18 protein-coding genes, 1 tRNA gene, 1 pseudogene and 1 riboswitch are annotated in these 22,482 nt (G+C 60.6%); of the genes and pseudogenes, 16 read left to right on the top strand and 4 right to left on the bottom strand.

The window, feature by feature from the left end; translation table 11 throughout:
- Positions 1-125: 125 nt before the first annotated feature.
- Positions 126-235: riboswitch (guanidine-I (ykkC/yxkD leader) on the top strand.
- A 67-nt stretch (positions 236-302) separates the two neighbouring features.
- The 7 genes from BMW49_RS08175 to atzF all read left to right on the top strand — a co-directional run bounded on the left by BMW49_RS08175 (position 303) and on the right by atzF (position 10,220).
- A complete protein-coding gene (locus tag BMW49_RS08175) occupies positions 303-1,370 on the top strand; it encodes a putative urea ABC transporter substrate-binding protein (protein ID WP_069517470.1) in 1,068 nt (355 codons plus the stop codon).
- 98 nt (positions 1,371-1,468) lie between these two features.
- Positions 1,469-2,284: an ABC transporter permease gene (locus tag BMW49_RS08170; protein ID WP_069517472.1), complete on the top strand. Its 816-nt coding sequence runs from the start codon at positions 1,469-1,471 to the stop codon at positions 2,282-2,284.
- Positions 2,281-3,072 (top strand): ABC transporter ATP-binding protein, encoded by a 792-nt coding sequence (locus BMW49_RS08165; protein WP_069517474.1) that lies wholly within the window; start codon positions 2,281-2,283, stop codon positions 3,070-3,072. The genes BMW49_RS08170 and BMW49_RS08165 overlap by 4 nt, the downstream gene beginning before the upstream one ends.
- Before the next feature lie 9 nt (positions 3,073-3,081).
- Positions 3,082-3,810, top strand: a complete 729-nt coding sequence (locus tag BMW49_RS08160) for an urea amidolyase associated protein UAAP1 (protein WP_069517476.1) — start codon at positions 3,082-3,084, stop codon at positions 3,808-3,810.
- A 10-nt stretch (positions 3,811-3,820) separates the two neighbouring features.
- Positions 3,821-4,456, top strand: coding sequence for an urea amidolyase associated protein UAAP2 (locus tag BMW49_RS08155; RefSeq protein WP_069517478.1), 636 nt, complete (start codon positions 3,821-3,823; stop codon positions 4,454-4,456).
- 191 nt (positions 4,457-4,647) lie between these two features.
- Positions 4,648-8,301, top strand: coding sequence for an urea carboxylase (uca, locus tag BMW49_RS08150; protein WP_069517480.1), 3,654 nt, complete (start codon positions 4,648-4,650; stop codon positions 8,299-8,301).
- Positions 8,302-8,414: 113 nt separating this feature from the next.
- Entirely contained in the window at positions 8,415-10,220 is a 1,806-nt protein-coding gene (gene atzF, locus BMW49_RS08145; RefSeq protein WP_069517482.1) for an allophanate hydrolase, read from the top strand.
- A gap of 385 nt (positions 10,221-10,605) precedes the next feature.
- On the opposite strand, the gene BMW49_RS08140 is transcribed toward atzF, so the two are convergent.
- Positions 10,606-11,265 (bottom strand): class I SAM-dependent methyltransferase, encoded by a 660-nt coding sequence (locus tag BMW49_RS08140; protein ID WP_069517484.1) that lies wholly within the window; start codon positions 11,263-11,265, stop codon positions 10,606-10,608.
- A gap of 424 nt (positions 11,266-11,689) precedes the next feature.
- Between BMW49_RS08140 and BMW49_RS08130 the strand changes: the two genes are divergently transcribed.
- The 5 genes from BMW49_RS08130 (at position 11,690) to BMW49_RS08110 (ending at position 14,964) form a co-directional block, all read left to right on the top strand.
- A complete protein-coding gene (locus BMW49_RS08130; protein ID WP_069517486.1) occupies positions 11,690-11,890 on the top strand; it encodes a cysteine-rich CWC family protein in 201 nt (66 codons plus the stop codon).
- Positions 11,891-11,896: 6 nt separating this feature from the next.
- Complete coding sequence (locus tag BMW49_RS08125) at positions 11,897-12,628, top strand: pseudouridine synthase (RefSeq protein WP_069517488.1); 732 nt, start codon at positions 11,897-11,899, stop codon at positions 12,626-12,628.
- A 346-nt stretch (positions 12,629-12,974) separates the two neighbouring features.
- On the top strand, positions 12,975-13,859 hold the full coding sequence (locus BMW49_RS08120) for an alpha/beta fold hydrolase (RefSeq protein WP_069517490.1): 885 nt from the start codon (positions 12,975-12,977) through the stop codon (positions 13,857-13,859).
- Between the two features lie 84 nt (positions 13,860-13,943).
- Positions 13,944-14,017, top strand: a tRNA-Gly gene (locus BMW49_RS08115).
- A gap of 377 nt (positions 14,018-14,394) precedes the next feature.
- Entirely contained in the window at positions 14,395-14,964 is a 570-nt protein-coding gene (locus BMW49_RS08110) for a hypothetical protein (RefSeq protein WP_083251691.1), read from the top strand.
- Between the two features lie 107 nt (positions 14,965-15,071).
- Here BMW49_RS08110 and BMW49_RS08105 read toward each other — a convergent pair whose 3' ends face one another.
- A complete protein-coding gene (locus BMW49_RS08105) occupies positions 15,072-15,386 on the bottom strand; it encodes a hypothetical protein (protein ID WP_069517492.1) in 315 nt (104 codons plus the stop codon).
- A 94-nt stretch (positions 15,387-15,480) separates the two neighbouring features.
- Positions 15,481-15,855: a molecular chaperone DnaJ gene (locus BMW49_RS08100; protein ID WP_069517494.1), complete on the bottom strand. Its 375-nt coding sequence runs from the start codon at positions 15,853-15,855 to the stop codon at positions 15,481-15,483.
- Between the two features lie 1,216 nt (positions 15,856-17,071).
- Between BMW49_RS08100 and fliB the strand changes: the two genes are divergently transcribed.
- The 4 genes and pseudogenes from fliB to BMW49_RS08075 all read left to right on the top strand — a co-directional run.
- A complete protein-coding gene (fliB, locus tag BMW49_RS08090; RefSeq protein ID WP_069517499.1) occupies positions 17,072-18,241 on the top strand; it encodes a flagellin lysine-N-methylase in 1,170 nt (389 codons plus the stop codon).
- Between the two features lie 269 nt (positions 18,242-18,510).
- Positions 18,511-19,773 carry a hypothetical protein gene (locus BMW49_RS08085; protein WP_069517503.1) on the top strand — a complete coding sequence of 421 codons (1,263 nt, stop codon included), beginning with the start codon at positions 18,511-18,513 and terminating at the stop codon, positions 19,771-19,773.
- Positions 19,770-20,177, top strand: a complete 408-nt coding sequence (locus BMW49_RS08080; protein ID WP_069517505.1) for a hypothetical protein — start codon at positions 19,770-19,772, stop codon at positions 20,175-20,177. Before BMW49_RS08085 ends, BMW49_RS08080 begins: the two co-directional genes overlap by 4 nt.
- A 238-nt stretch (positions 20,178-20,415) precedes the next feature.
- Positions 20,416-20,599 (top strand): annotated as a pseudogene (locus tag BMW49_RS08075) (IS110 family transposase); the annotation flags it as partial.
- Positions 20,600-20,684: 85 nt separating this feature from the next.
- Here BMW49_RS08075 and zapE read toward each other — a convergent pair.
- A complete protein-coding gene (gene zapE / locus BMW49_RS08070; RefSeq protein WP_069517507.1) occupies positions 20,685-22,178 on the bottom strand; it encodes a cell division protein ZapE in 1,494 nt (497 codons plus the stop codon).
- Positions 22,179-22,482: the final 304 nt, after the last annotated feature.

Genomic DNA, 22,482 nt, shown 5'->3' with positions numbered 1-22,482 from the left:
AAATATTGCCCCCACTGCACGGCCAACACGCACCGCTTAGGCGCTGCCAACACCTGGCACGATGTTCGCTTAGCCCTAGATGTGCAGGAATACCCCGCCTCGGCGGGATCGCGGCACCACAATTTGCAATAGCTGACTAGGGTTCCGGTCCACCGATCAACTGATCGCTGGATGACTGGTCCGAGAGTTGGCGACCTCCTTCGAGGTTACACGGCGGGATAAAAGCCCGGGAGAACGCGCCCCATCTGGTGGGGAATCAGCCGCGAACTCTTGCCCGCCCATTCTCGAACTGGAGGTTCCTCATGCGTAAGCCCCATCTGTTCTCCGTTCTCGCGGCAGGTCTCACCGCCGTCCTCAGCTTCAACACCCAGGCCGCACAAAAAGACAGCTTCAGCGTCTGCTGGACCATCTATGCCGGCTGGATGCCCTGGGAATACGGTGCGGCCGAAGGCATCGTCGACAAATGGGCGAAGAAGTACGGCATCGACATCGATGTGGTGCAGATCAACGACTATGTCGAATCGATCAACCAGTACAGCGCCGGTCAGTTCGACGGCTGCAGCATGACCAACATGGACGCCCTGACCATTCCGGCCGCCGGCGGCGTCGACTCCACCGCGCTGATCATCGGTGACTTCTCCAACGGCAACGACGGCATCGTGGTCAAGGGCGAGAAGAAAACCCTGGGCGACCTCAAGGGCCAGAACGTCAACCTGGTCGAGCTGTCCGTATCGCATTACCTGCTGGCTCGCGGTCTGGATAAAGCCGGCCTGAGCGAGCGCGACCTCAAGGTGGTCAATACTTCGGACGCCGACCTGGTCGCGGCCTTCGCCACCGCCGACGTCACCTCCGTGGTCACCTGGAACCCGCTGCTGGCAGAAATCGAAGCCACCCCCGCGGTGACCAAGGTATTCGACTCCAGCCAGATTCCCGGCGAGATCATCGACCTGATGGTGGTCAACAGCGACACCCTCAGGGACAACCCCGCTTTCGGCAAAGCGATGACCGGCGCCTGGTACGAAATCATGGCCACCATGAGCGCCGACAACCCGGCGGGGATTGCCGCCCGTGAGCACATGGCCAAAGCATCCGGCACCGACCTGGCCGGTTACGAAGCGCAATTGGCGGCGACCAAGATGTTCTACTCGGCCAAGGACGCCGTGGCCTTCGCCAAGAGCCCGAAACTGCCGGCAACCATGAGCAAGGTGGCGGCCTTTTCATTCAGCCACGGCCTGCTCGGTGAGGGCGCGCAAAGTGCCGATGCCATCGGCATGAGCTTCGCCAACGACGTGGTCACCGGCGACAAAGGCAACCTCAAGCTGCGCTTCGACCCGACCTATATGCAGATGGCGGCAGACGGAGAACTCTGAATGCGTAGGGTGCGCTGCGCGCACCGCTCTGCCCCGTGCGTGCCGTTGGTGCGCACGGCGCACCCTACACAGCGCTTGTTCCACCAAGAGATAGCCCCATGCGCCTGATCAATCGCCACCCGGACCGCAGCGGCCGCCTGATGCTGGTGTTGCTGCCCTTCGCCCTGCTGCTGTTCGCCTACTTCGTGGGCTCGGCGCAGCGCCTGGCCGACAACCCCAACGACAAGCTGCTACCCAGCGCCAGTCAGATGGCCGCTGCGGTCGATCGTCTGGCCTTCACCGAAGACAAGCGCAGCGGTAACTACCTGTTCTGGGAAGACACCGCTGCCAGCCTCAAACGCCTGGCCATGGGCCTGGGCATCGCGGCAGCCGTGGGCCTGTGCCTGGGCATCGCCGCCGGCACCCTGCCGCTGTTCAGTGCGCCGCTGTCGCCCTTGCTCACGGTGTTGTCGATGGTCCCGCCGCTGGCGATTCTGCCGATCCTGTTTATCGTCTTTGGCCTCGGCGAATTGTCCAAGGTGATGCTGATCGTTATCGGCATCACCCCGGTGCTGGCCCGCGACCTGGAACAGCGTGCCCGGGAAATCCCGCCGGAATTGCTGATCAAGGCGCAAACCCTCGGCGCCAGCACCTGGACCCTGATCCTGCGCGTGGTGCTGCCGCAGATCCTGCCGCGCCTGCTGATCGCCCTGCGCTTGGTGCTCGGCTCAGCCTGGCTGTTCCTGATCGCCGCCGAAGCCATCGCCAGCACCGACGGCCTGGGCTACCGGATCTTCCTGGTACGTCGCTATATGGCCATGGATGTGATCCTGCCCTACGTGCTGTGGATCACCCTGCTCGCCTGGCTGATGGACCTGGGCCTGCGCCAGCTGACCCGCCTGTGCTTCCCCTGGTATGAAGGAGCCAAGGCATGAGTTTTATTCAGGTCAAAAATGTCTGGCAGGAATACGGCGACCAAGTTGTTTTAGAGCGCCTGAATCTGAACATCGCCGAAGGCGAGTTCTGCACCCTGGTCGGTGCCTCCGGTTGCGGCAAGTCGACCTTTCTGCGCCTGCTGCTCGGCCAGGAGCGCGCCAGCCGTGGGCAGATTCTGCTGGCTGGGCAACCCCTGGCCGGCGAACCGGATGCCAGCCGTGGCGTGGTGTTCCAGCGCTACTCGGTGTTCCCCCACCTGACGGTGCTGGACAACGTCGCCATCGGCCTGGAACTGCCGCGTTCGCCGCTGCTCGGCCGGCTGCTCGGCAGCGCCAAGCGCGAGGCCCGCGAACAGGCCGCGCAGATGCTCACCAAGGTCGGCCTCGGCCATGCCCTGGACAAGTACCCAACCCAGCTCTCCGGCGGCATGCAGCAACGCCTGGCGATTGCCCAGGCGCTGATCATGAAGCCGCGCGTGCTGCTGCTCGACGAACCCTTCGGCGCGCTCGACCCCGGCATCCGCAAGGACATGCACGGCCTGCTGCTGGAGCTGTGGAACGAGACCCGTCTGACCGTATTTATGGTCACCCATGACCTCAGCGAAGGCTTCAGCCTCGGCACCCGCCTGCTGGTGTTCGACAAGACCCGTATCGACCCCCACGCCCCGAATGCCTTCGGTGCGCGCATCACCTACGACATCCCCTTGAACAGCGACCGCCGCGCCACGCGCGCCGCCGTCGACGCACTGCCGGCGCACATCACCGCCGGCCTGCAACCCGCCGTCTAAGGAGCCACCATGACAGCCTCGCTCACCCTGCGCCCCAGCCTGTACGACGAAACCGTCCCCGGCGGCGGGCATACCTCCTTCGTCCTCAAACGCGGCCAACTGCTGCGCATCACCGACCTCGAAGGCGGCGCCAACGTCAGCCTGCTGCTGCTCAATGCCGCTGAGAAAAGCGAACGGCTGAACCTGCCGGACTCGCTCAAAGGCCAGCACACCGCCAAGCTCACCGCCGGCCACTGCCTGTACTCGGACATGGGCCGCGTGCTCGCCGCCATCACCGCCGACACCTGCGGCTGGCACGACAGCTTCGGCGGCGTGCTCTCGGCCGCCGAGGTGCAGGAGAAGTACGGCAGCGGCAGCTACCAAGCGCTGCGCAACGGTTTCTTCCGCAACGGCGTGGACAACCTGCTGGTGGAAATGGGCAAGTGGAACCTGGGCCTGGCCGACCTGCTGATGTGCCTGAATCTGTTCAGCAAGGTCACGGTCGATGGCGACGGCTGCCTCCACTTCCAGCCGGACAACTCCAAGGCAGGCGACTACATCGAGCTGTACGCGCCGATGGACACCCTGGTGGTGCTCACCGCCCTGCAACACCCCATGGACCCCAACCCGGTGTATGCACCCAAGCCGGTGCAACTGAACTGGAGCAAGGTCGAGAGCGACGGCATCAGCGTGCTCTGTCGCACCTCGCGCCCGGAGAACGGCCGCGGCTTCCACAACACCGAACGCCTGTACATCTGAGGACGCCAACATGACGCTCACCCACAGCGACAAACATCCGGAAGCGGCCGTGTACCGCGCCACCATCGGCGCCGGCGAGCCCTTTATCACCGAAATCAAGGCCGGCCAGACCCTGCGCCTGCTCGACCTGGAAGGCAACCAGGCAGTCGACACCCTGTTCTACAGCGCGCAGAACCCGCGCGAGCGCTATGACGTGCAACGCACCCTGCGCAAACAGAACCGCGTCTACCTGACCACCGGCAGCGTGCTCTATTCCAACCTCGGCCAGCCGATGCTGACCATCAGCGCCGATACCTGCGGCCGCCACGACACCCTGGGCGGTGCCTGCGCCCAGGAAAGCAACACCGTGCGCTACGCCCTCGACAAGCGCTACATGCACAGCTGCCGCGACAACTTCTTACGTGCCAGCCTGCACGACGGCCGCCTGAACAAGGCCGACATCAGCGCCAACATCAACTTCTTTATGAACGTGCCAGTCACCCCCGAAGGTGGCCTGACCTTCGAGGACGGCATCTCCGCCGCCGGCAAGTACGTCGAACTGGTCGCGCACATGGACATCATCGTGCTGATCTCCAACTGTCCACAGCTCAACAACCCCTGCAACGGCTACAACCCGACCCCGGCCGAGGTGTTGGTGTGGGATTGAAGACCGTAGGGTGGATGTCGCTTTTTACATCCACCGGATCTTGACGGCTGAACGGTGGATGACCACCCCGTGGAAAACGCTTCGCGGTTTTCCACCCTACGAATAGCAACTACAGATGATTTCCCACCCCGGACGACCGGGGTGCAGACCCAATACCGCGGGACGGCCCGCCCCTTTCGAGGACACCTCGAATGTTCACCAAACTGCTGATCGCCAACCGTGGCGCCATTGCCTGCCGCATCCTGCGCACCCTGCGTGAATTGCAGGTGGGCGGCGTGGCCGTGTACTCCGAAGCCGACCTCGCCAGCCTGCACCTGCAACAGGCCGATGAGGCCTACAGCCTGGGCGAAGGCCCGGCGGCCGGCACTTACCTCGCGGTCGAAAAGATTCTCGACGTCGCCAAACGCAGCGGCGCCCAGGCCATCCACCCCGGCTACGGCTTCCTCTCCGAAAACGCCGCCTTCGCCGAAGCCTGCGAGGCCGCGGGTATCGCCTTCGTCGGCCCGACGCCTGAACAGTTGCGCGTGTTCGGCCTCAAACACACCGCCCGCGCCCTGGCCAAGCAGCATGGCGTGCCGATGCTTGAAGGCACCGAGTTGCTGGCAGACCTCGATGCCGCACTGATCGCCGGCGAGCAGGTCGGTTACCCGGTGATGCTGAAAAGTACCGCCGGTGGCGGTGGCATCGGCATGCGCGTGTGCAACAGCGCCACCGAGCTGAGCGACGCCTTCGAGGCGGTCAAGCGCCTGGGGCAGAACAACTTCAGCGACAGCGGCGTATTTATCGAAAAGTACATCCAGCGCGCCCGCCACTTGGAAGTGCAGGTGTTCGGCGACGGCCAGGGCGAAGTTATCGCCCTCGGCGTGCGCGACTGCTCGGTGCAGCGGCGTAACCAGAAAGTGCTGGAAGAAACCCCCGCACCGAACCTGCCAGCCGGCATGGCCGATGAGCTGTGCGCGGCCGCGATCAAGCTGGCCAAGGCGGTCAGCTACCGCAGCGCTGGCACGGTCGAGTTTGTCTACGACAGCGAGGCCGAGCGCTTCTACTTTCTTGAAGTGAACACCCGCCTGCAGGTCGAGCATGGCGTTACCGAACAAGTCTGGGGCGTCGACCTGGTGCGCTGGATGGTCGAACTGGCCGCCGGCGACCTGCCGCCACTGAGCGAACTGGCACGCAACCTGTCGCCAAGCGGCCACGCGATCCAGGCACGGCTGTACGCCGAAGATCCGGGCCGGGATTTTCAGCCCAGCCCTGGTCTGCTCACCGCCGTGCAGTTTCCGCCCGCCGATGGACACCACCTGCGCATCGACACCTGGGTCGAGGCCGGCTGCGAAATCCCGCCCTACTTCGACCCGATGATCGCCAAAGTCATCACCTGGGCGCCCAGCCGTGAAAAAGCCAGCGCCGCCCTGAGCCAGGCCCTGGCCGACTCGGTGCTGTACGGCGTGGAATGCAACCGCGACTACCTGCGGCAGATTCTCGCCGACGCGCCTTTTGCCACAGGCCAGCCCTGGACCCGTTGCCTGGACGGCCTGGTGTACCGCGCCAACACCTTCGAGGTGCTCAGCGGCGGCACCCAGACCACCGTGCAAGACGTCCCCGGTCGCATCGGTTACTGGGCCGTGGGCGTGCCGCCGTCGGGGCCGATGGACAGCCGCGCGCTGCGCTTGGGCAACCGCCTGCTCGGCAACCCCGAAGGCTCCGCTGGCCTGGAAATCACCATGAGCGGCCCGACCCTGCGCTTCAACACCGACGCGGTCATCGCGGTTACCGGCGCCGAAATACCGCTGAGCCTCGACGGCATCGCCCAGTCGATGAACACCGCGCTGCTGATCACCGCCGGCAGCACTCTGAGTTTCGGCACCATTGCCGGCGCCGGCGCACGCAGCTACCTGAGCCTGCGCGGCGGCGTCCAGGTGCCGGATTATCTGGGCAGCAAAAGCACCTTTACCCTCGGCCAGTTTGGCGGCCACGCTGGCCGTGCCCTGCGTGCCGGCGACGTGCTGCACCTGCCAGCGCTCAACGACGCCACGGCCGGCGCACAACTGCCCGCCGAGCTTTGCGATGCCCTGCCGGCCGTGCGCGAAATCCGCGTGATCTACGGCCCCCACGGCGCGCCGGAATACTTCACCGAAGGCTATATCGCCACCTTCTTCGCCACCGCCTGGGAAGTGCACTTCAACTCCAGCCGTACCGGCGTGCGCCTGATCGGCCCCAAGCCGGAGTGGGTACGCGACAGCGGCGGCGAAGCCGGTCTGCACCCCTCCAACATCCATGACAACCCCTACGCCATCGGCGCCGTGGACTTCACCGGTGACATGCCGGTGATCCTCGGCCCGGACGGCCCGAGCCTCGGCGGCTTCGTCTGCCCGGTGACCATCATCGAGGCGGACCTGTGGCAGCTCGGCCAGCTCAAAGCCGGCGACAAGGTGCGCTTTGCGCCGGTCAGCATCGAAGTCGCACGGCAATTGGCCAAGGCCAACGACTTCGAGTACGCAGATCTTCGTGGGAGGGGCTTTAGCCGCGAAAATGATGTCGCTTCTGTCGCGGCTGAAGCCCCTCCCACAGCCCCCATGACGGCGTTGACCTCCCCCATCGTCCTCGATATCGGCGAGGCCGATAAACGCCTGGTCGCGCGCCTGTCCGGCGACACCCACCTGCTGCTGGAAATCGGCGCACCGGAGCTGGACCTGGTGCTGCGCTTCCGTGGCCACGCGCTGATGCAGGCGCTGGAGGCCAAGGCGCTGGACGGGGTGATCGACCTCACCCCCGGCATCCGCTCGCTGCAGGTGCATTACCAGCCGGAAACCCTGTCCCTGGCCAACCTCCTGGCGATCATCGTCGGCGAGTGGGACGCCGTGTGCGCCGCGCAAGACCTGCGCGTGCCCTCGCGCATTGTCCACCTGCCACTGTCCTGGGACGACCCGGCCTGCCAGTTGGCCATCGACAAATACATGACCACGGTGCGCAAGGACGCGCCCTGGTGCCCGAGCAACCTGGAATTTATCCGCCGCATCAACGACCTGCCCAACCTCGACGAGGTCTACCGCACCGTGTTCGACGCCAGCTACCTGGTGATGGGCCTGGGCGACGTCTACCTCGGCGCGCCGGTGGCCACGCCGCTGGACCCGCGCCACCGCCTGGTCACCACCAAGTACAACCCGGCACGCACCTGGACCGCCGAGAATTCCGTGGGCATCGGCGGCGCCTATATGTGCGTGTACGGCATGGAAGGCCCCGGCGGCTACCAGTTCGTCGGCCGCACCCTGCAGATGTGGAACCGCTACCGCGAAGTCGCCGCCTATGACGGCAAACCCTGGCTGCTGCGCTTCTTCGACCAGATCCGCTTCTACCCGGTCTCGGCCGACGAGTTGCTGCGCATCCGCCGCGACTTCCCCCTGGGCCGCTACCCGCTGCGCATCGAGCACAGCGAACTGGCCCTGGCTGACTACCAGCACTTCCTTGAGCAAGAGGCCGACGGCATTGCCGCGTTCCGCAGCCAGCAACGCGGCGCCTTCGACGCCGAGCGCCAGCGCTGGATCGAGTCCGGCCAGGCGCACTTCGACAGCGAGGAGGTGCTTGCCGAGGTCGGCGAAGACGCCCCGCTCAGCACCGGCCAGCACGGCATCGACAGCCATATCGCTGGCAACCTCTGGCAGGTGCAGGTGAGCGTCGGTGACCGGGTCCAGGCGGGCGATGTGCTGGTGATTCTGGAGTCGATGAAGATGGAAATCCCCCTCACCGCCCCACGCGACGGGGTGATAAGCGAGGTCCTCGTGCAGCCCGGCTCGCCAGTGCGCGCCGGCCAGCGGGTGGTGGTGTTGCAAGAGCCACAGCCCGAATAAACCACGGCGTGGGAGGGGCTTTAGCCGCGACAAGCCATAGGCGCTATCGCGGCTAACACGCGGCGCCACCCAGCCAATGCCCAGGCAGAGCGAAACCCACAAGGAAACCTGACATGCCCCACACATTCGACCTGCGCCTCGGCGCACTGAAAACCGCCTACAGCAACGGCAACCTGAGCCCGCGCCAACTGATCGCCGCCCTGCGCGACAAGGCCGCAGCGCTCAACCCGGAATTCAACCTGTTTATCCACCTGCTCACCGAAGCAGAGCTGGAGCCCTACCTCGCCGCCCTGGACGGCAAGTCGCCCGCCGAGCTGCCGCTGTTTGGCGTGCCCTTCGCCATCAAGGACAACATCGACCTGGCCGGCATCCCCACCACCGCCGCCTGCCCGGCCTTTGCCTACACGCCCACACAAAGTGCCACCCTGGTCGAACAACTGATCCGCCTGGGCGCCGTGCCGCTGGGCAAGGCCAACCTCGACCAGTTCGCCACCGGCCTCAACGGCACCCGCTCGCCCTACGGCGCCTGCCGCAACTCGGTGCACCCGGACTATCCGTCTGGCGGCTCCAGCGCCGGCTCGTCCCTGGCCGTGGCGCTCGGCGTCGCCAGCTTCGCCCTCGGCACCGACACCGCAGGCTCAGGCCGCGTGCCGGCAGCGCTGAACAACCTGGTCGGCCTCAAAGCCACCAAGGGCCTGCTCTCCACGGCCGGCGTCGTATCCGCCTGTCGCACCCTGGACTGCGTGACCTTCTTCACCGCCAGCGCCCGCGAGGCCAGCCAACTGCTCGCCCTGACCGCCACACTCGACCCACGGGACGCCTACAGCCGCGCCAACCCGCTGTGGAACGACGCCTCGGCATTTGGCAGCGTGCGGTCGGGCTTTCGCTTCGGCGTGCCCAGCCAACTGGAGTTTCTCGGCTGCAGCGAGAGCCCGGCGCTGTTCGCCCGCAGCATCGAACAACTCAAGGCCATGGGTGGCGAAGCCGTAGAGGTCGACTTCACGCCCTTTCTCGAAGCCGCGCGCCTGCTCTATGAAGGCCCCTGGGTGGCCGAGCGTTACAGCGTGGCCGGCGAGCTGATCGAGCAGCAACCCGATGCAGTGCTGCCGGTGATCAAGGCCGTGCTGGAAAAAGCGCCGGGCACCACCGCCGTGCAGTTGTTCCGCGCCCAATACCGCCTGCAGGAATTGAAGGCGCTCTGCGACCGCCTGCTCGATGGCCTCGACTGCGTGCTCACCCCCGCCTACCCGCGCCCGGTCACCCTGGCCGAGTTGCAGGCCGAGCCGGTCAAGCGCAACTCCGACCTGGGCTACTACACCAACTTTATGAACATGCTCGACTACGCCGCCGTCGCCGTGCCCGCCGGCTTTATGGCCAACGGCTTGCCCTGGGGCGTGACCCTGTTCGGCCGGGCGTTCACCGACCAATACCTGCTGAGCCTGGCCGACGCCCTGCAATGCCGCTACGCCCGGCCCCTGGCCGGTGGCCAACCGGCGGAGCAGCCCGTGGCCGGCAGCGTCGCCCGCCACGACCTGACCCGCGTGGTGGTCTGCGGCGCGCACCTCGACGGCCTGCCACTCAACTGGCAACTGCGCAAACGCGGCGCACGCCTGCTCGAAGCCACCCACAGCTCGCCTGATTATCAGCTCTACGCACTGGCCGGCGGCCCGCCCGCGCGCCCAGGCATGCTGCGCGTCAGCGAAGGCGGCGTGGCCATCGAGGTGGAAGTCTGGGAATTGCCGAGCAGCGAGCTGGGTTCATTCCTCGCCGGCATCCCGGCCCCGCTCGGCCTGGGCAAGGTGCAACTGGCCAGCGGCGCCTGGGAAACCGGCTTTATCTGCGAACCCTACGGCCTGCAGGGCGCTGTCGACATCAGCCACTTCGGCGGCTGGCGCGCGTACCTGGCCCATCGCGAATAAAGGCTAGGCGCCCCCTTCGCTCACGGGGCTTTGGTTAAACCCGACGAGCCCAGCGATACCTGGCAGAAATGCCCCGGGTGTCGCTGCACTCTACCCAGGCTACAGTTTTTGTAGGAGCGAATTTATTCGCGAAATTCGCGGCCCCACCGCGAATACCGGCTTAGGTGCCCCCTTCGCTCCTACACGGGGCTTTGGTTAAACCCAACGAGCCCAGCGATACCTGGCAGAAATGCCCCGGGTGTCGCTGCACTCGACCCAGGCTACAGTTTTTGTAGGAGCGAATTTATTCGCGAAATTCGCGGCCCCACCGCGAATACCGGCTTAGGCGCCCCCTTCGCACCTGCACAAGCCGAATCGCGGTTGTAACGCCCCGTTGGCACATAGCCTAAGCCACCTCCCGCTGGTACTTGAGAATCCGCCCCCGGAACGGCAGCAGCGGGTCAGCCAGCAGGTTGATGCGGTCCGCCAACTGCCGGTAACCCAGCTCGGCCATCAGCCGGCTGAAGCGCGCGGCATTGCCCCGGGCCGGGTCGACGATCAGCACCCGGCTGCCATCGGCACCGTGGCGGGCGATAAAGCCGGCGAGCAAGGCAGGATGGCTGCGCTCGTAGAGCAGGTCGCTGCCGATAATCAGATCGAACACGCCCAGCGTGCCGTCCGTCTCGGCCCAGTCGCATTGCCGATACGGAATCGGCGACAACTCATTAAGCGCGGCATTGCGCAGCAGAAATTCGGCGGCCAGCGGGTGGTAATCGCTGGCGGTAATGTCCGCGCCCTGGCGCTGCAACAGCAAACTGGTCAGGCCCAGGCCGCAACCCAGTTCGAGAATCCGCAGCCCGGCCACCGGCATGCTACTCAGGGTCTGCGCCAGTACCTCACCGGCGGGCCAGAGCTGGCCGAACAGCGACCAGGTGGCCGAGGAAATCCCCGCGCGCTCGGCGGCGCCCTGGGCGTCGGCATACTGTTGTTTGTCGCGCAGGGAGCACAGGTGGAAATCTTCCAGGCCAATGCTCAGGGTCGAATACTTGATGCGGTAACCAGGCATGGCAGGCTCGCATGGGTGTGCAGTGCGCACCCGGCGGCGCCGACAGCGGCGACCTCGGCCGCAGCGCAGCCTGCGCCCCACCCGCCACAGGCGCAAGCCAATACGACCGGCAGCGACGGCCGGTGCGAGGGTCTGTTCCCGTTTCGTCGCGAGCCGCGTTGCTGCGAAAAATCTCGCCAGGCTAGGCGGAGGACGCAGGGAATGGTGTCCCCTTGGCAAGTCCTCCAACACCGCATGGCGAGATTTTTCGCGCAACCCGTAGGGCCGGGCCCGTTTTAGCGCGATGCTGCGTTTCTCGATGGCTCATTTAGCCGGCTAAACTTCGCATCTCGTGCCTTGCCTAGCGCTAAAACGGGCTCCGGCGCGACCGCGAACGAAACGGGAACAGACCCTAACATAGCCGCCCAGCAGACGAGAACGCGCCATGACCGACCCCAACCTGTGCCCAGCCTGCGGGGCGCCCAACCGCTGCAGCCAGGCCGCAGCGGACACGCCGGTCACCGATTGCTGGTGTTTCGCGGTAAGCATCGACCCCGAGGTGCTGGCTGCCCTGCCCGAGGCCCTGCGCGACCAAGCCTGCCTGTGCCCGCGCTGCGCCCAAGTGCGCCCTGCCGAACTCGACTAACTCGCCATGCGCCTCGACCGTTTTCTCGGCAACTTCGACCACCTCAACCGCCAGGCCGTGCGTCAGCATCTGGCCTGCGGCCGCGTGCGTGTGGATGGCCAGGTCACCCGTGATGGCCGTGCCGAAGTGCGCACCTTCAGCCGCGTTGAGCTAGACGAGCAGCTGCTGCAGGACGGCCCCGGCGCGCGCTACTACATGCTGCACAAACCGGTCGGCGTGGTCAGTGCCACCACCCACGCCGAGCACCGCACCGTGCTCGACCTGCTCGACGAGCCTGCCGCCCTGCCCCTGCACCTGGCCGGGCGGCTGGACCTCAACACCAGCGGCCTGCTGCTGTTGACCAATGACGGTCACTGGTCGCGCAGCATCAGCGCGCCGGGCAGCCGCCAGCCCAAGGTCTACCGCGTGGACACCGAAATAGACATCGACCCGGCCTGCGTCGAGGTGTTTGCTACCGGCCTGTACTTCGCCTTCGAAGACCTGACCACCCTGCCCGCGGAGCTGGAAATCCTCGCGCCACGCCACGCCCGCCTGACGCTTTACGAAGGCCGCTATCACCAGGTCAAGCGCATGTTCGGGCACTTCCAGAACAAGGTGATCGGCCTGCACCGCGAGCGCATCGGCAGCCTGGCGCTCGACCCGGCCCTGGCGCCCGGCCAGTACCGCACCCTGACTCCGGACGAGGTCCAGGCGCTAGGGGCTGTTGGCGTTTCGCTCACGGCGGCGGGCAGCCGATAAACGGTAATCTGTCTGACAAATAAAGCCTTGCCAGCCTGTGCGCGCACTGCTTAACTCGAAGCATAAGGTCTCGATGTGACCGCACAGTCACACGAACCATCTAAGCGTTCTTCCGGTTACTTGCGCTCTGCGCGAAATGGGTTCCTGCCTGGTTGATCACCGTCCTCGGCCACCGCTGCCGTAGGCGTGTCTTCAGCCCAAACCGTTCGACGACACCCCTCCAACAAGATCCTCCAGCCTGACATTAAGCCGTAACGTCCGGGCGCTTACCTGTCTACCCAGTTGTGTGGCGAATCGGCCCAGCCGCTCGCCCTGCCAATTTTTTGATGCGCCAGGAGGAACCGACATGAAGCCAGCCATCGCTGTCGTCGAGCTACACGGGAAGTACAAGGTCTATACGGAGTTCTACGCCAACCCCCAGGCGCAAAAGACGATCGTGCTGGTCAACGGCTCACTGTCCACCACCGCGGCTTTTGCCCAAACCATCAAATACCTGCAGCCACACTTCAACGTGGTGCTCTACGACCAACCCTATGCTGGCCAATCCAAGGCGCACAACGACAACAGCTGGCCGATCACCAAGGAGAACGAAGCAAGCATCCTCCTGGGCCTGATCGAGCACTTCCAGGCCGACCAGCTGATGTCCTTCTCCTGGGGTGGTGTAGCCGCCATGCTGGCCCTGGCCAAGCGTCCGGCGCGCATCGAAAAGGCGGTGGTCTGCTCCTTCTCGCCGCTGCTCAACGAGCCGATGATCGACTACCTCGAAGAAGGCCTGACCTACCTCAACAGCGCCGAAGGCCACGCCCTCGGCGACCTGGTCAACAGCACCATCGGCAAACACCTGCCGTCGCTGTTCAAGCGCTACAACCAGCGCCACATCGGCAGCCTCGACCAGCACGAATACCGGCAGATGCACGCCCACGTGCACCAGGTGCTGCACATGGACGCCCACTGCCAGATGGAATGCCTGGCCGCCATCGATATCCCCGTGCTGTTCGTCAACGGCGAACACGACGAATACACCTCAGCCCAGGACGTGCGCGTATTCGCCTCGCACCTCAACGACTGCCACTTCGTCACCATCAACAACGCCGGGCACTTCCTCGACATGGAACACAAAGGCGCCTGGCTGCAATGCAAAGCCGCCCTGCTCGGCTTCCTCGACACCCCAGCCCGCAGCCACAGCGCCGCCCTGTACCAGCACGAGCAACCCCTGGCCATGGCGATCTAGACCAAAACCGCGCAGCAGACACACAAAGACGCTGCGCGGGCTTCATTTCGCTGACGACTTCTGGTACAAAGGCACCCCTCAAAAGCGGGTGTCGTATAATGGTAATACCCTAGCTTCCCAAGCTAGAGCCGTGGGTTCGATTCCCATCACCCGCTCCAGATTCCCACAAGGCCTCGTCGAAAGACGGGGCCTTGTCGTTTCTGCTGTTCCTGCGTGATACGCAGGTGTGATTGCCTACCGTCGCTACACAAGAGGTGGTTACCAGTAGGAGCGAATTTATTCGCGATACACCTTGAGAGCACCGAAACGTAGCAGCTAAACGAAGCGCCGACCCGCAACGCCCAGCCCACCCTGACACTGACCGATATTTAATTGATCGTTCCCGCGTCGAACCGTCTGCGCTGGCATGTAGCCAGCGACGCTCCGCGTCTCGCTACAATGGACGCAGAGCGTCCCACGCCGGGTTCCAACGCAGAGCGTGAAAACCATCGAAAACGCGGGATAGCGATAACCCAGGAAGTGAGTAGGCGCTGGTATGCCCGAAGGACAGGGAGAGAAAAGGATGAAGGCTGACAGGCATGACGCCCCCGAATGGATCAAAGCCAGTAGCAAACGCAACAGATTAGACTTGGTGATACCGGGGCTGATAGGCACCGTGCTCACCATAGGCGCGCTTCACGTAGCTGGCCAAGCGTTCCTGCAGAGCAACGTGCAGAACCTGGTAGATCGCAAAAAAGAACCAAGGCCAGTACCCGTGGCTGAAATACGCCGAGCAGACCCCGAGACGGACTGGAGCAAAGTGGTAGAAGCACAGGCCAGGCGAGACGCAACGTCTCAACCGCAGACGGCACCGCCTGCAGGCACAGAAAGCACTGCTACAAAGCAAACCGTGTTCAATGATCTGAATTACACGCCGAGAGGCGCAGATAACGTGCTGAGCTTTAAAGAAACCTACCAGCCAGTAGAACCGGAGAAACCTGCAGGGAAAGTGCGGGTTACGGTTATCAAAGAAGAACAAAAGCTAAAAGACTTTTGCGGTGGGGCGCAAGGAAGCATAGAGCGGAGAAACTGCAGGTCTAGTGTGGGGCTGGAGTATAGAAACTAGCGTAAAAGGTAAATAACGCTCGGTTTAAGGGCGGCTGGAGCGTAGCGTAAGCCGTCCCAGCCGCATGTTTTTTGCGCGGCGATTACAACCGCTTGTTAGGATTGATGCTACGCGAGCCATAGTCGCACTAGCATAATTATACCCACTATTGGCAAAATGCCTAGCCAAGCCACCAGTGCAGAGTAAAACAAGAGATTTTGCCACTTGGGTAAAGAATTAGATTCCGTTTCCTCAAATTCTTCTTCCGTACACACCACGACTTTGAAATCAGATTTTATATGAGGATTTACATCGACGCCTTTATTATCAATTGCGGACTGAATCAGCTCTTTTAGTTTTATGAGTCCAGACTTGTTGCCAACAATACACTCGAGGTAGGTCTCACTATTTATTTTAATCCAAGGATCTTTATTGGAATCCATATCAAAAATCCTAACGCACGCCTAAACGGCGAGCAACTTGTTGCGAGCCCAGCGGACGAAGGCCGCGATGTTTAAGGCGCTTGTTATGTAACACTTATCTCGAGCCTTTCATGATGTTTTGATTTAATTGCTCAAATTCTTGCATCAGTTTGTCACAGTCTTCTTTTTTAGCCTGGCAGAGGGCAGACATTTGAATGTATATCTTTTGGTTTCTCTCAACAACTTTGCGCTTTATTGCGGCTGGGTGAGCTGGATGCGAATCAGGAGTGAATGACCACAATACCAAGTTTGAATCCTCTTTATCCTCAATTATTGTCCAGCCGCCTTGGCTGCTTAGATTTATACCCTCTTTACTTTTGAGTGCTTTTAGCGCGAGCTCCACTGTTTTATATCCAATCGAGCTATTCTCAGACGCGAAAGCGGAAAAAGCAATTGAAATACTCAAGAACGCTAAAGGTATAATTTTCACTAAACTCTCCGTGTTACATAACGTTTGGTTAAAGGGCGGGCTTTAGCCCGTCCCAGTGAGCGAAGCGAACGATTTGAACCAACTGTTATAGGAACTCACCGCGCCCTTTATTTAGTGCGGTAATAATTGTAGATGCCTTTAGCCTTTGAGCAACCATAAAAGGCCAAGTAGCAGAAAATTACAATAGCTATTGCAGGTCCCACCGCATTTATTCCAGTCATATAAGTTATATAAATTGCGCTAAAGGTGATCAGAGCCACGTAGCTGGCGAGCGTTCTGTTTTTTGCAGACAGAATTAATGGCGCTGCTGAGAGAGCAATTATGTGGATTGAAATTGTGGTGATGATCTCTAAGATTAGTTCCGCTGGGATTGTGTCGGCTCGTACTTGGGTGATTAGAATAATAGCTTGGTACGAGTAATAATTTAAACCCAACACGATAGCTGTGCTGATAAGAAGGATTGGTGCGTATTTTTTAATTGCGTTATACATGGAGGCAGAATGATTCCTATAACAGTGATTAGATAGCGTTCCTCACTAATACAAAAGTGAGGTGCTCGGTACAACTCCAAGCTTAGCCGGTTATATATTTCAAAAAAGCAATATTTATCAATAGCTTAGGTAAGTGGCTAAGATGGGAAACGTATTCGCTTGACTTCCTCTTTTCACGCTTTCATTACCACTGGACAGATATACACAAGGCACAGATATCGCGCAAGGCGAGCTAGGCGCCGTGTCGAAAAAGTGTCGAAATCACTGCAAGGGATAGCGGGAAAATACGGTGGGCACTGGGCTTAAAGGGCAGAAAAGCCGGGCATTGCGGATCACAGCAGGCAGCCGGAAAGGGTTCGATTCCCATCACCCGCTCCAGATTCCCACAAGGCCTCGTCGAAAGACGGGGCCTTATCGTTTGTGCTACGCCGACATAACCCGCAGGCAGGCTGACTAAAGCGCCGGCCACCATGCCGATATGGGCGCCCCGCGTTAAACGCCACTGCGCGTGAACCTCTTGAGCGTGGCTGCGGGGTACATGGCTTATACCGGTATAGCCATGCGCAACGGGTAAAGGCGCAGAAACAGCGGCAGCATCCGCGAAGCGCAAGGCACATGGGCATGCCGCTTTTGCGGTGCCCGGCGATAGTTGCCATCGCAATGGAACGACTCCCCCACGATGTCCACTCAGGCTCACACGAACCTCAGGCAGCGGGAGATGATTCATGGGCATGCAGTCCGTCAGGGCCTTCAACTACGTACAACAGTTCTCGTGCATTGCCGAGCGCTGCGAAGACAATTGCTGCAAGGGCAACTGGCGCATCGCTGTCAGCCCTCGCAGCCGCGATTTGTATAGTCGGGATTACCCCGAACTACTGAACCTGATTGTCAAAGACGACTCCGGCTATCAGATGGACAAGGCTGGGGGCCAGTGTGGTGCGCTCCAGGGCGGACGCTGCCAGATCCACGCAAAGCAGGGCGCACAGATCCTGACAGATACCTGCGCCAACTACCCGCGCATGTACCGCCGCATCAATAACGCCCTGGTGAAGTCCGCCACCCTTAGCTGCCCCGAAGTCGCCCGCATTGGACTGTTTGGCGAATCACCCTTCCAGATCGAAGAAAGCCAGGAAGACGATCACCACCTTTACGGCTCGATCAATCAGGAGTTGCCGGGCGTCAGCCCCTCGCAGTGGCGCGCCGTTGTAGAAGCGCTGCTGCAGATCAGCCTATCCCCGGAACTGGGCGTGGCCCAAGTGTTGCTGCGCCTGTACGCCATCGCCTCCCGGCTCAGCGAGCTGCCCCATGCGCGCTGGCCCGAACACCTGCCCTATTTCGCCGAGCCGCTTAGCTTGGTGGCGCCCAACAATGAAGCCATTTCGGCCGACCCGCTGCTGATCGTCCTCATCAATGTGCTCAATGCACCTGGAGCCCCCGACTCAATGCGCCAGCAACTACTCAGTGCCACGCTCGTCGTCCCCGGCGAGACGCCGGCGCAGGCACAGTGGACGCTTAAAGCAGAATATCAAGCGCTGTACCGCAGCACACTCCACCACGCCCTTGAGCCGATTTTGCAGCGCTTTATTGCGGCAGAAATGACCCGCACCGGCTTCCCATACCTGTCCACTACCAGCGCCGGGCAGGATTACGGTTTGAACCTGCGTGAATGGGCCGCCACCCTGGCCATCCGCACCTTGACCCTGCGCCACTTGCTTATCGCCCATAGCGATATCCGCACACAAAAAGCGCCAGACAACCCGCAAATAGTCGACGTGGTTTATAGATTTTGTCGGGCGGCCAGCCATAACGCGGCAACGCCAGCGGAGAAAACCCTGCGTAAAGCGATCACCGATAAAGGCCTCAGCTATCTGGAGGCATTGATCAGGCAGGTATGAACAAACCGCAGCAGAAGCGTACCCCCGGTTTAGGCACATCGGCTGTGGCAAGATCAGGGGCGCTACGTGGCAGTGCGCAAAACAAACAGCTTCATTTCGGGAGTGAGTGTGGTGCCCTCAATACATCTGCTTGCGCCTCAAATACCGATAAATGTGACCCATCGCATAATCAAGCTGCGCCACTCATCCCAGACACGCCGGGCAAGGGTTGGCACCGGTCATCAGGCCGGTACACTCCCCCCTGAATTCGCCAGCACAGGGAGCTCCCCATGGGAACGGACAACCTCAAAGACCCGGCCTACCCCTTCGATCACGGCTGGGACAAAGACGCTGACTGGCTCAGCGACAGCAGCGGCAATCGCGACCTTAGTTGGGCTACTGATCGTGGCTGGAGCCCGCAGACTGAATTACCCAACACCAAACCGGGTAATGGCGGCGCCTCTTTCGCCGCGTGGGAGCAAAAAAGCGAGGCCCAACCCGAGCTAGCGGACTGGCCTCCAGCCGATATGCTCAAGCAACCCGAGCCCTTTCCACCGGGGTTCTACGTTGTGCCGCGCAGCATGTCCGGCGAGCAGGTGTTGGCCAAGTTGTTTGCCGACACCCCGCACGCCGACCTTGTCAGCCGCATCAAGGCGCTGAACCCGACGTTCGCCCAAGGCTTCAAGGCCGGCGAGATGTTTATCCTGGGCAACCTGCTCAACCCCACTGCATGCCTACGCGAAGAGGCCGACCTGATGGCCGCGGCGGCCAAGGTGCGTACCGACCTGGAGCCGCTGAGTGAGGAAGAAGCCAACTTTATGGCCCGCCACCAGGCCGAAATCGCCCTGATGATTGGCGGCGCCAGTGAATCGCTCGGCGTTGGCAAGGATGTACTGGAAAAAGGCCTGAAACAGATCGGCGAAACCCTGAGCACGATCGAATACCTGCACCAACGCGAATTCACCACCCATGGTCACCTGCAAAGCCCGCAGTTCTTCGCCTCGCGCCAGCAGCTCTATCGCCAGCTCGACAACCAACTGAAGGCAACCTTTCTCGGCAAACAACTGGGCCTGGGCAGCTACCCGACCTTGCGCCGCGACCTCGGCATCTCCAGCCGCAGCCTGGTCCATCACTGGAGCCGAGGCGGCGCGCCAGGGCAGATACCGGGCTACGCCACCCATATGGACCAAGTCGCCAAAGCAGCCAAATACCTGAAGTACGGCGGCTATATCGGCATCGGCCTGGCTGGCGCGTCTTCCGCGTTAAAGGTTCAGGAGGTCTGCCGGGCTGGGGAAACTGAGGCGTGCCAGAGAGTACGTTTTACCGAAACGGGAAGCTTTTGGGGTGGGCTCGGTGGTGGCACGATTGCGGTAGCAATCACTAAACCGTTATCAGGCGCAATTTGTGCGGCTATTGGCCTCGGCTCAGCCGGTATCGGCGGGATAGCTTGCGGTTTGGTTGTAGTTGGCGGGGCATCGCTTGTGGGTGGAGCAGGAGGTGGATTCGCCGGCGAATTAGCAGGGGAAAAAATTTACGAAAGGAGTCAACAATGAATTTCAATGCCTGGTTTGAAACCTGGCCCCTTGACCTGCAAATTGCCTGCCTTCTTGCTCCTTTCGTCATTAGTCTTTCTGGGGTGTTCATCATTATAGTTATGGGGTTTCGGAACCTCGACGTGATACTAGCGACATTCCCGAACAGCGAATATGTCAAAAGACAGAAAGTGATGTGGGGTGGCTCTAGCTTGCCCTCGCGCTTTATTCTGACCAGCAGTTTGGCAGCTGTAGCCTTATGGCCAAATAACTATATAAAGCGCGGAGAGCTTGATGAGAACGAAGTGAAAAAATTACCTAACTCAATCAAGCGTCGAATGATTGTTGCTTGGTGGCTTTGCGTTATTGGAATGGCTTGGTTATTTCTGCTTATAGGTCTGCTCAAGCTTAGCGGTGTTGAATAAACTCATGCTCCAGCTGGCTGTTGAAACCCTGATCTGGCTTGTGTAGGAGCGAATTTATTCGCGATAGTGGCGCGAATCAGCACGAATATTTCGAGGCTCAATCACAAGGTCTACAGGTTCGCTGTCTGGCTTCGCAGAGTCGGTTACCCGGCCATCATGCAAGACTCGCTTCGGGTCGGTGGTTAACCTTTACCGACGGTAATTCAGAAACTAATCGTGGTCTGCCCCCTAATACCTCAAGCGGCTGAACCGGAAGGCGTTCAGGCGATATATACAGGAGCAAACCGAACCGGTCGAGTGGGTGATGGAGGCCTGCGGTACGGCCCACTACTGGGGGGCGCGTGGCGCAGTCGCTGGGACATCGAGTGAAGCAGTTGAATCCGCGCTACGTCCGCCCCTATCGCCGTCGCAACAAGACCGAAATGCTCAGAAAATAAATCTGTCCCCTTTTCCCCCTAGGTAAAAATCTGCCATAGGTTCAATGGTTTGCAAGGTAAAAAGCTTTCGTCATTGCCGTCCCCATTCCTTTCCACCCATTTCTACCAACCGAGACGCGGCTCGTCGAAAGGAAAAGGCGAGATCATTGGCGGCCGATAATTGTGCCAGTGACACGCCACTTCGACCCGTCGCCGACCACTCAAATTGTTCACCCTCTTTGGTGCGAATCATGGTCGTCGCAAAGGAACTCGAGTTCCCCCCCTTCTCACTGACAAACAACTCTTCATTTCCATCACTGCTTTCAACTTGCGCTTCAAATTCGACAAATAATTCATCGAGCGGGACTTTTGCCGCTAGCACCAAGCGGGTGCGAGATTCATAACACACGTCAATGAGGGTCACGAATCGTCGCGCTTCGTCGAGGTGATTGGCGTCTAATTGCGGCACCCGGTCCATGATGAGGACCTGAAATCGGTCGCAGAGGGAAATATAATCGGCCGCGCCGAGTGGTTGGTAGCATAACTCGGAAAAGTCAAACCAGGCGCACCGGTCATTCAATCGGGCGACCTGGACGGTGCGACCGAAGGGTACGTGAATGGCCTCGGCCTCAGTTTCGGATGCAGTGCCACCAAATATTTCTTTCAACTGCGCCTGCATGTTGTTATCACTATTATTATCGCCGTGAACATCCTTGTTTGACCAAAAATAGGATTGACCATCAGCTCGAGTTTCGAGTCGATAATCCTTGGCGGAATCCTCCATGGAGATAATGTCGAACGTATGTTTTAACATGTCTATGAATGGCAAAAAGAGGGATCGGTTAATGCCTCCCTCATACAAGGCATCGGGGGAGCGATTCGAGGTGGCCACCACCACGACATTCCAATCTAATAATAATAAAAAAAGTCGTTTCAAAATCATGGCATCGGCAACGTCTGTTACTTGAAATTCATCGAAACAGAGTAGTTGGGCTTCCTGTGCCAATTGCTGCGCAATGATGGGTATCGCATCATCTCGTGGGTGCTTCTGTTTGTAGACAAAGATTCGATGATGGACGTCTAGCATGAATTCATGAACGTGGACACGGCGTTTGGTAATTTTGACGTGTGTGAAGCTGTGGCTGTCATTATTACAGCAAGAATCATCAGGAACATTAACCGACGCGTAAAAGAGATCCATTAGAAAGCTCTTGCCGACCCCGACCGGTCCATGAATGTACATGCCTCGCGGTGGTGGACCAAAAGACCACAAATGGAATTTCTTTCGAAGAAAGGACTGAGCGGATGCCAAGGATCGCGTCAGTAACAGTAACAGCGGACTGCTGCTTGTAGAGCTGCTCTCTGTCGGTCTGTCGGTGCGCAGGGGTACTGGTGGGAGCGAGGTAAGAGACTCGTGCAGGGCATCGAGTTTTGCCGCCAGAGCGACTTGCGCGTCATCTCGTCGCACCTCCTCCGCATCCACCTTGCGTTCATACGCCGCTGTCACGGGGCCTGTCGGGAGGGACCGCCGAGCAACGCGATGTTGTGCTGCCATATTCTTCATCACCGTCTTCATCATCAACATGATGAGTTTATCAACATGGCAAGGAAAGTACGATCAAGTCCGCTTCTTCCCGCTTTTTTCGATTGTCTCAGGTCTAGGGACTTATTCGCAATTTACCTCGTCGGTTTCCCCAAGATCTTCGAGGAGTTGCGAAAGCGTATAAGAGACTCTTTCCTCCTCTCGGGTTTCCGCATCTAGTAAATCACACAGAAGCCCAGTCAGAGCTTCCTCTTACAAGGGTCGTTTACGTGTGAGTCGGCTAGCCACCACATCATCTAATGCATCGAAATGCCTTAGGAGCAGTCGGATCGCGCGAGGTGATAAC

Source organism: Pseudomonas cuatrocienegasensis, assembly GCF_900110925.1.
GTDB classification, from domain to species: Bacteria; Pseudomonadota; Gammaproteobacteria; order Pseudomonadales; family Pseudomonadaceae; genus Aquipseudomonas; species Aquipseudomonas cuatrocienegasensis.
Note: the sequence above shows the minus strand (reverse complement) of the source record. Positions and strands in the feature narration are given on the sequence as shown.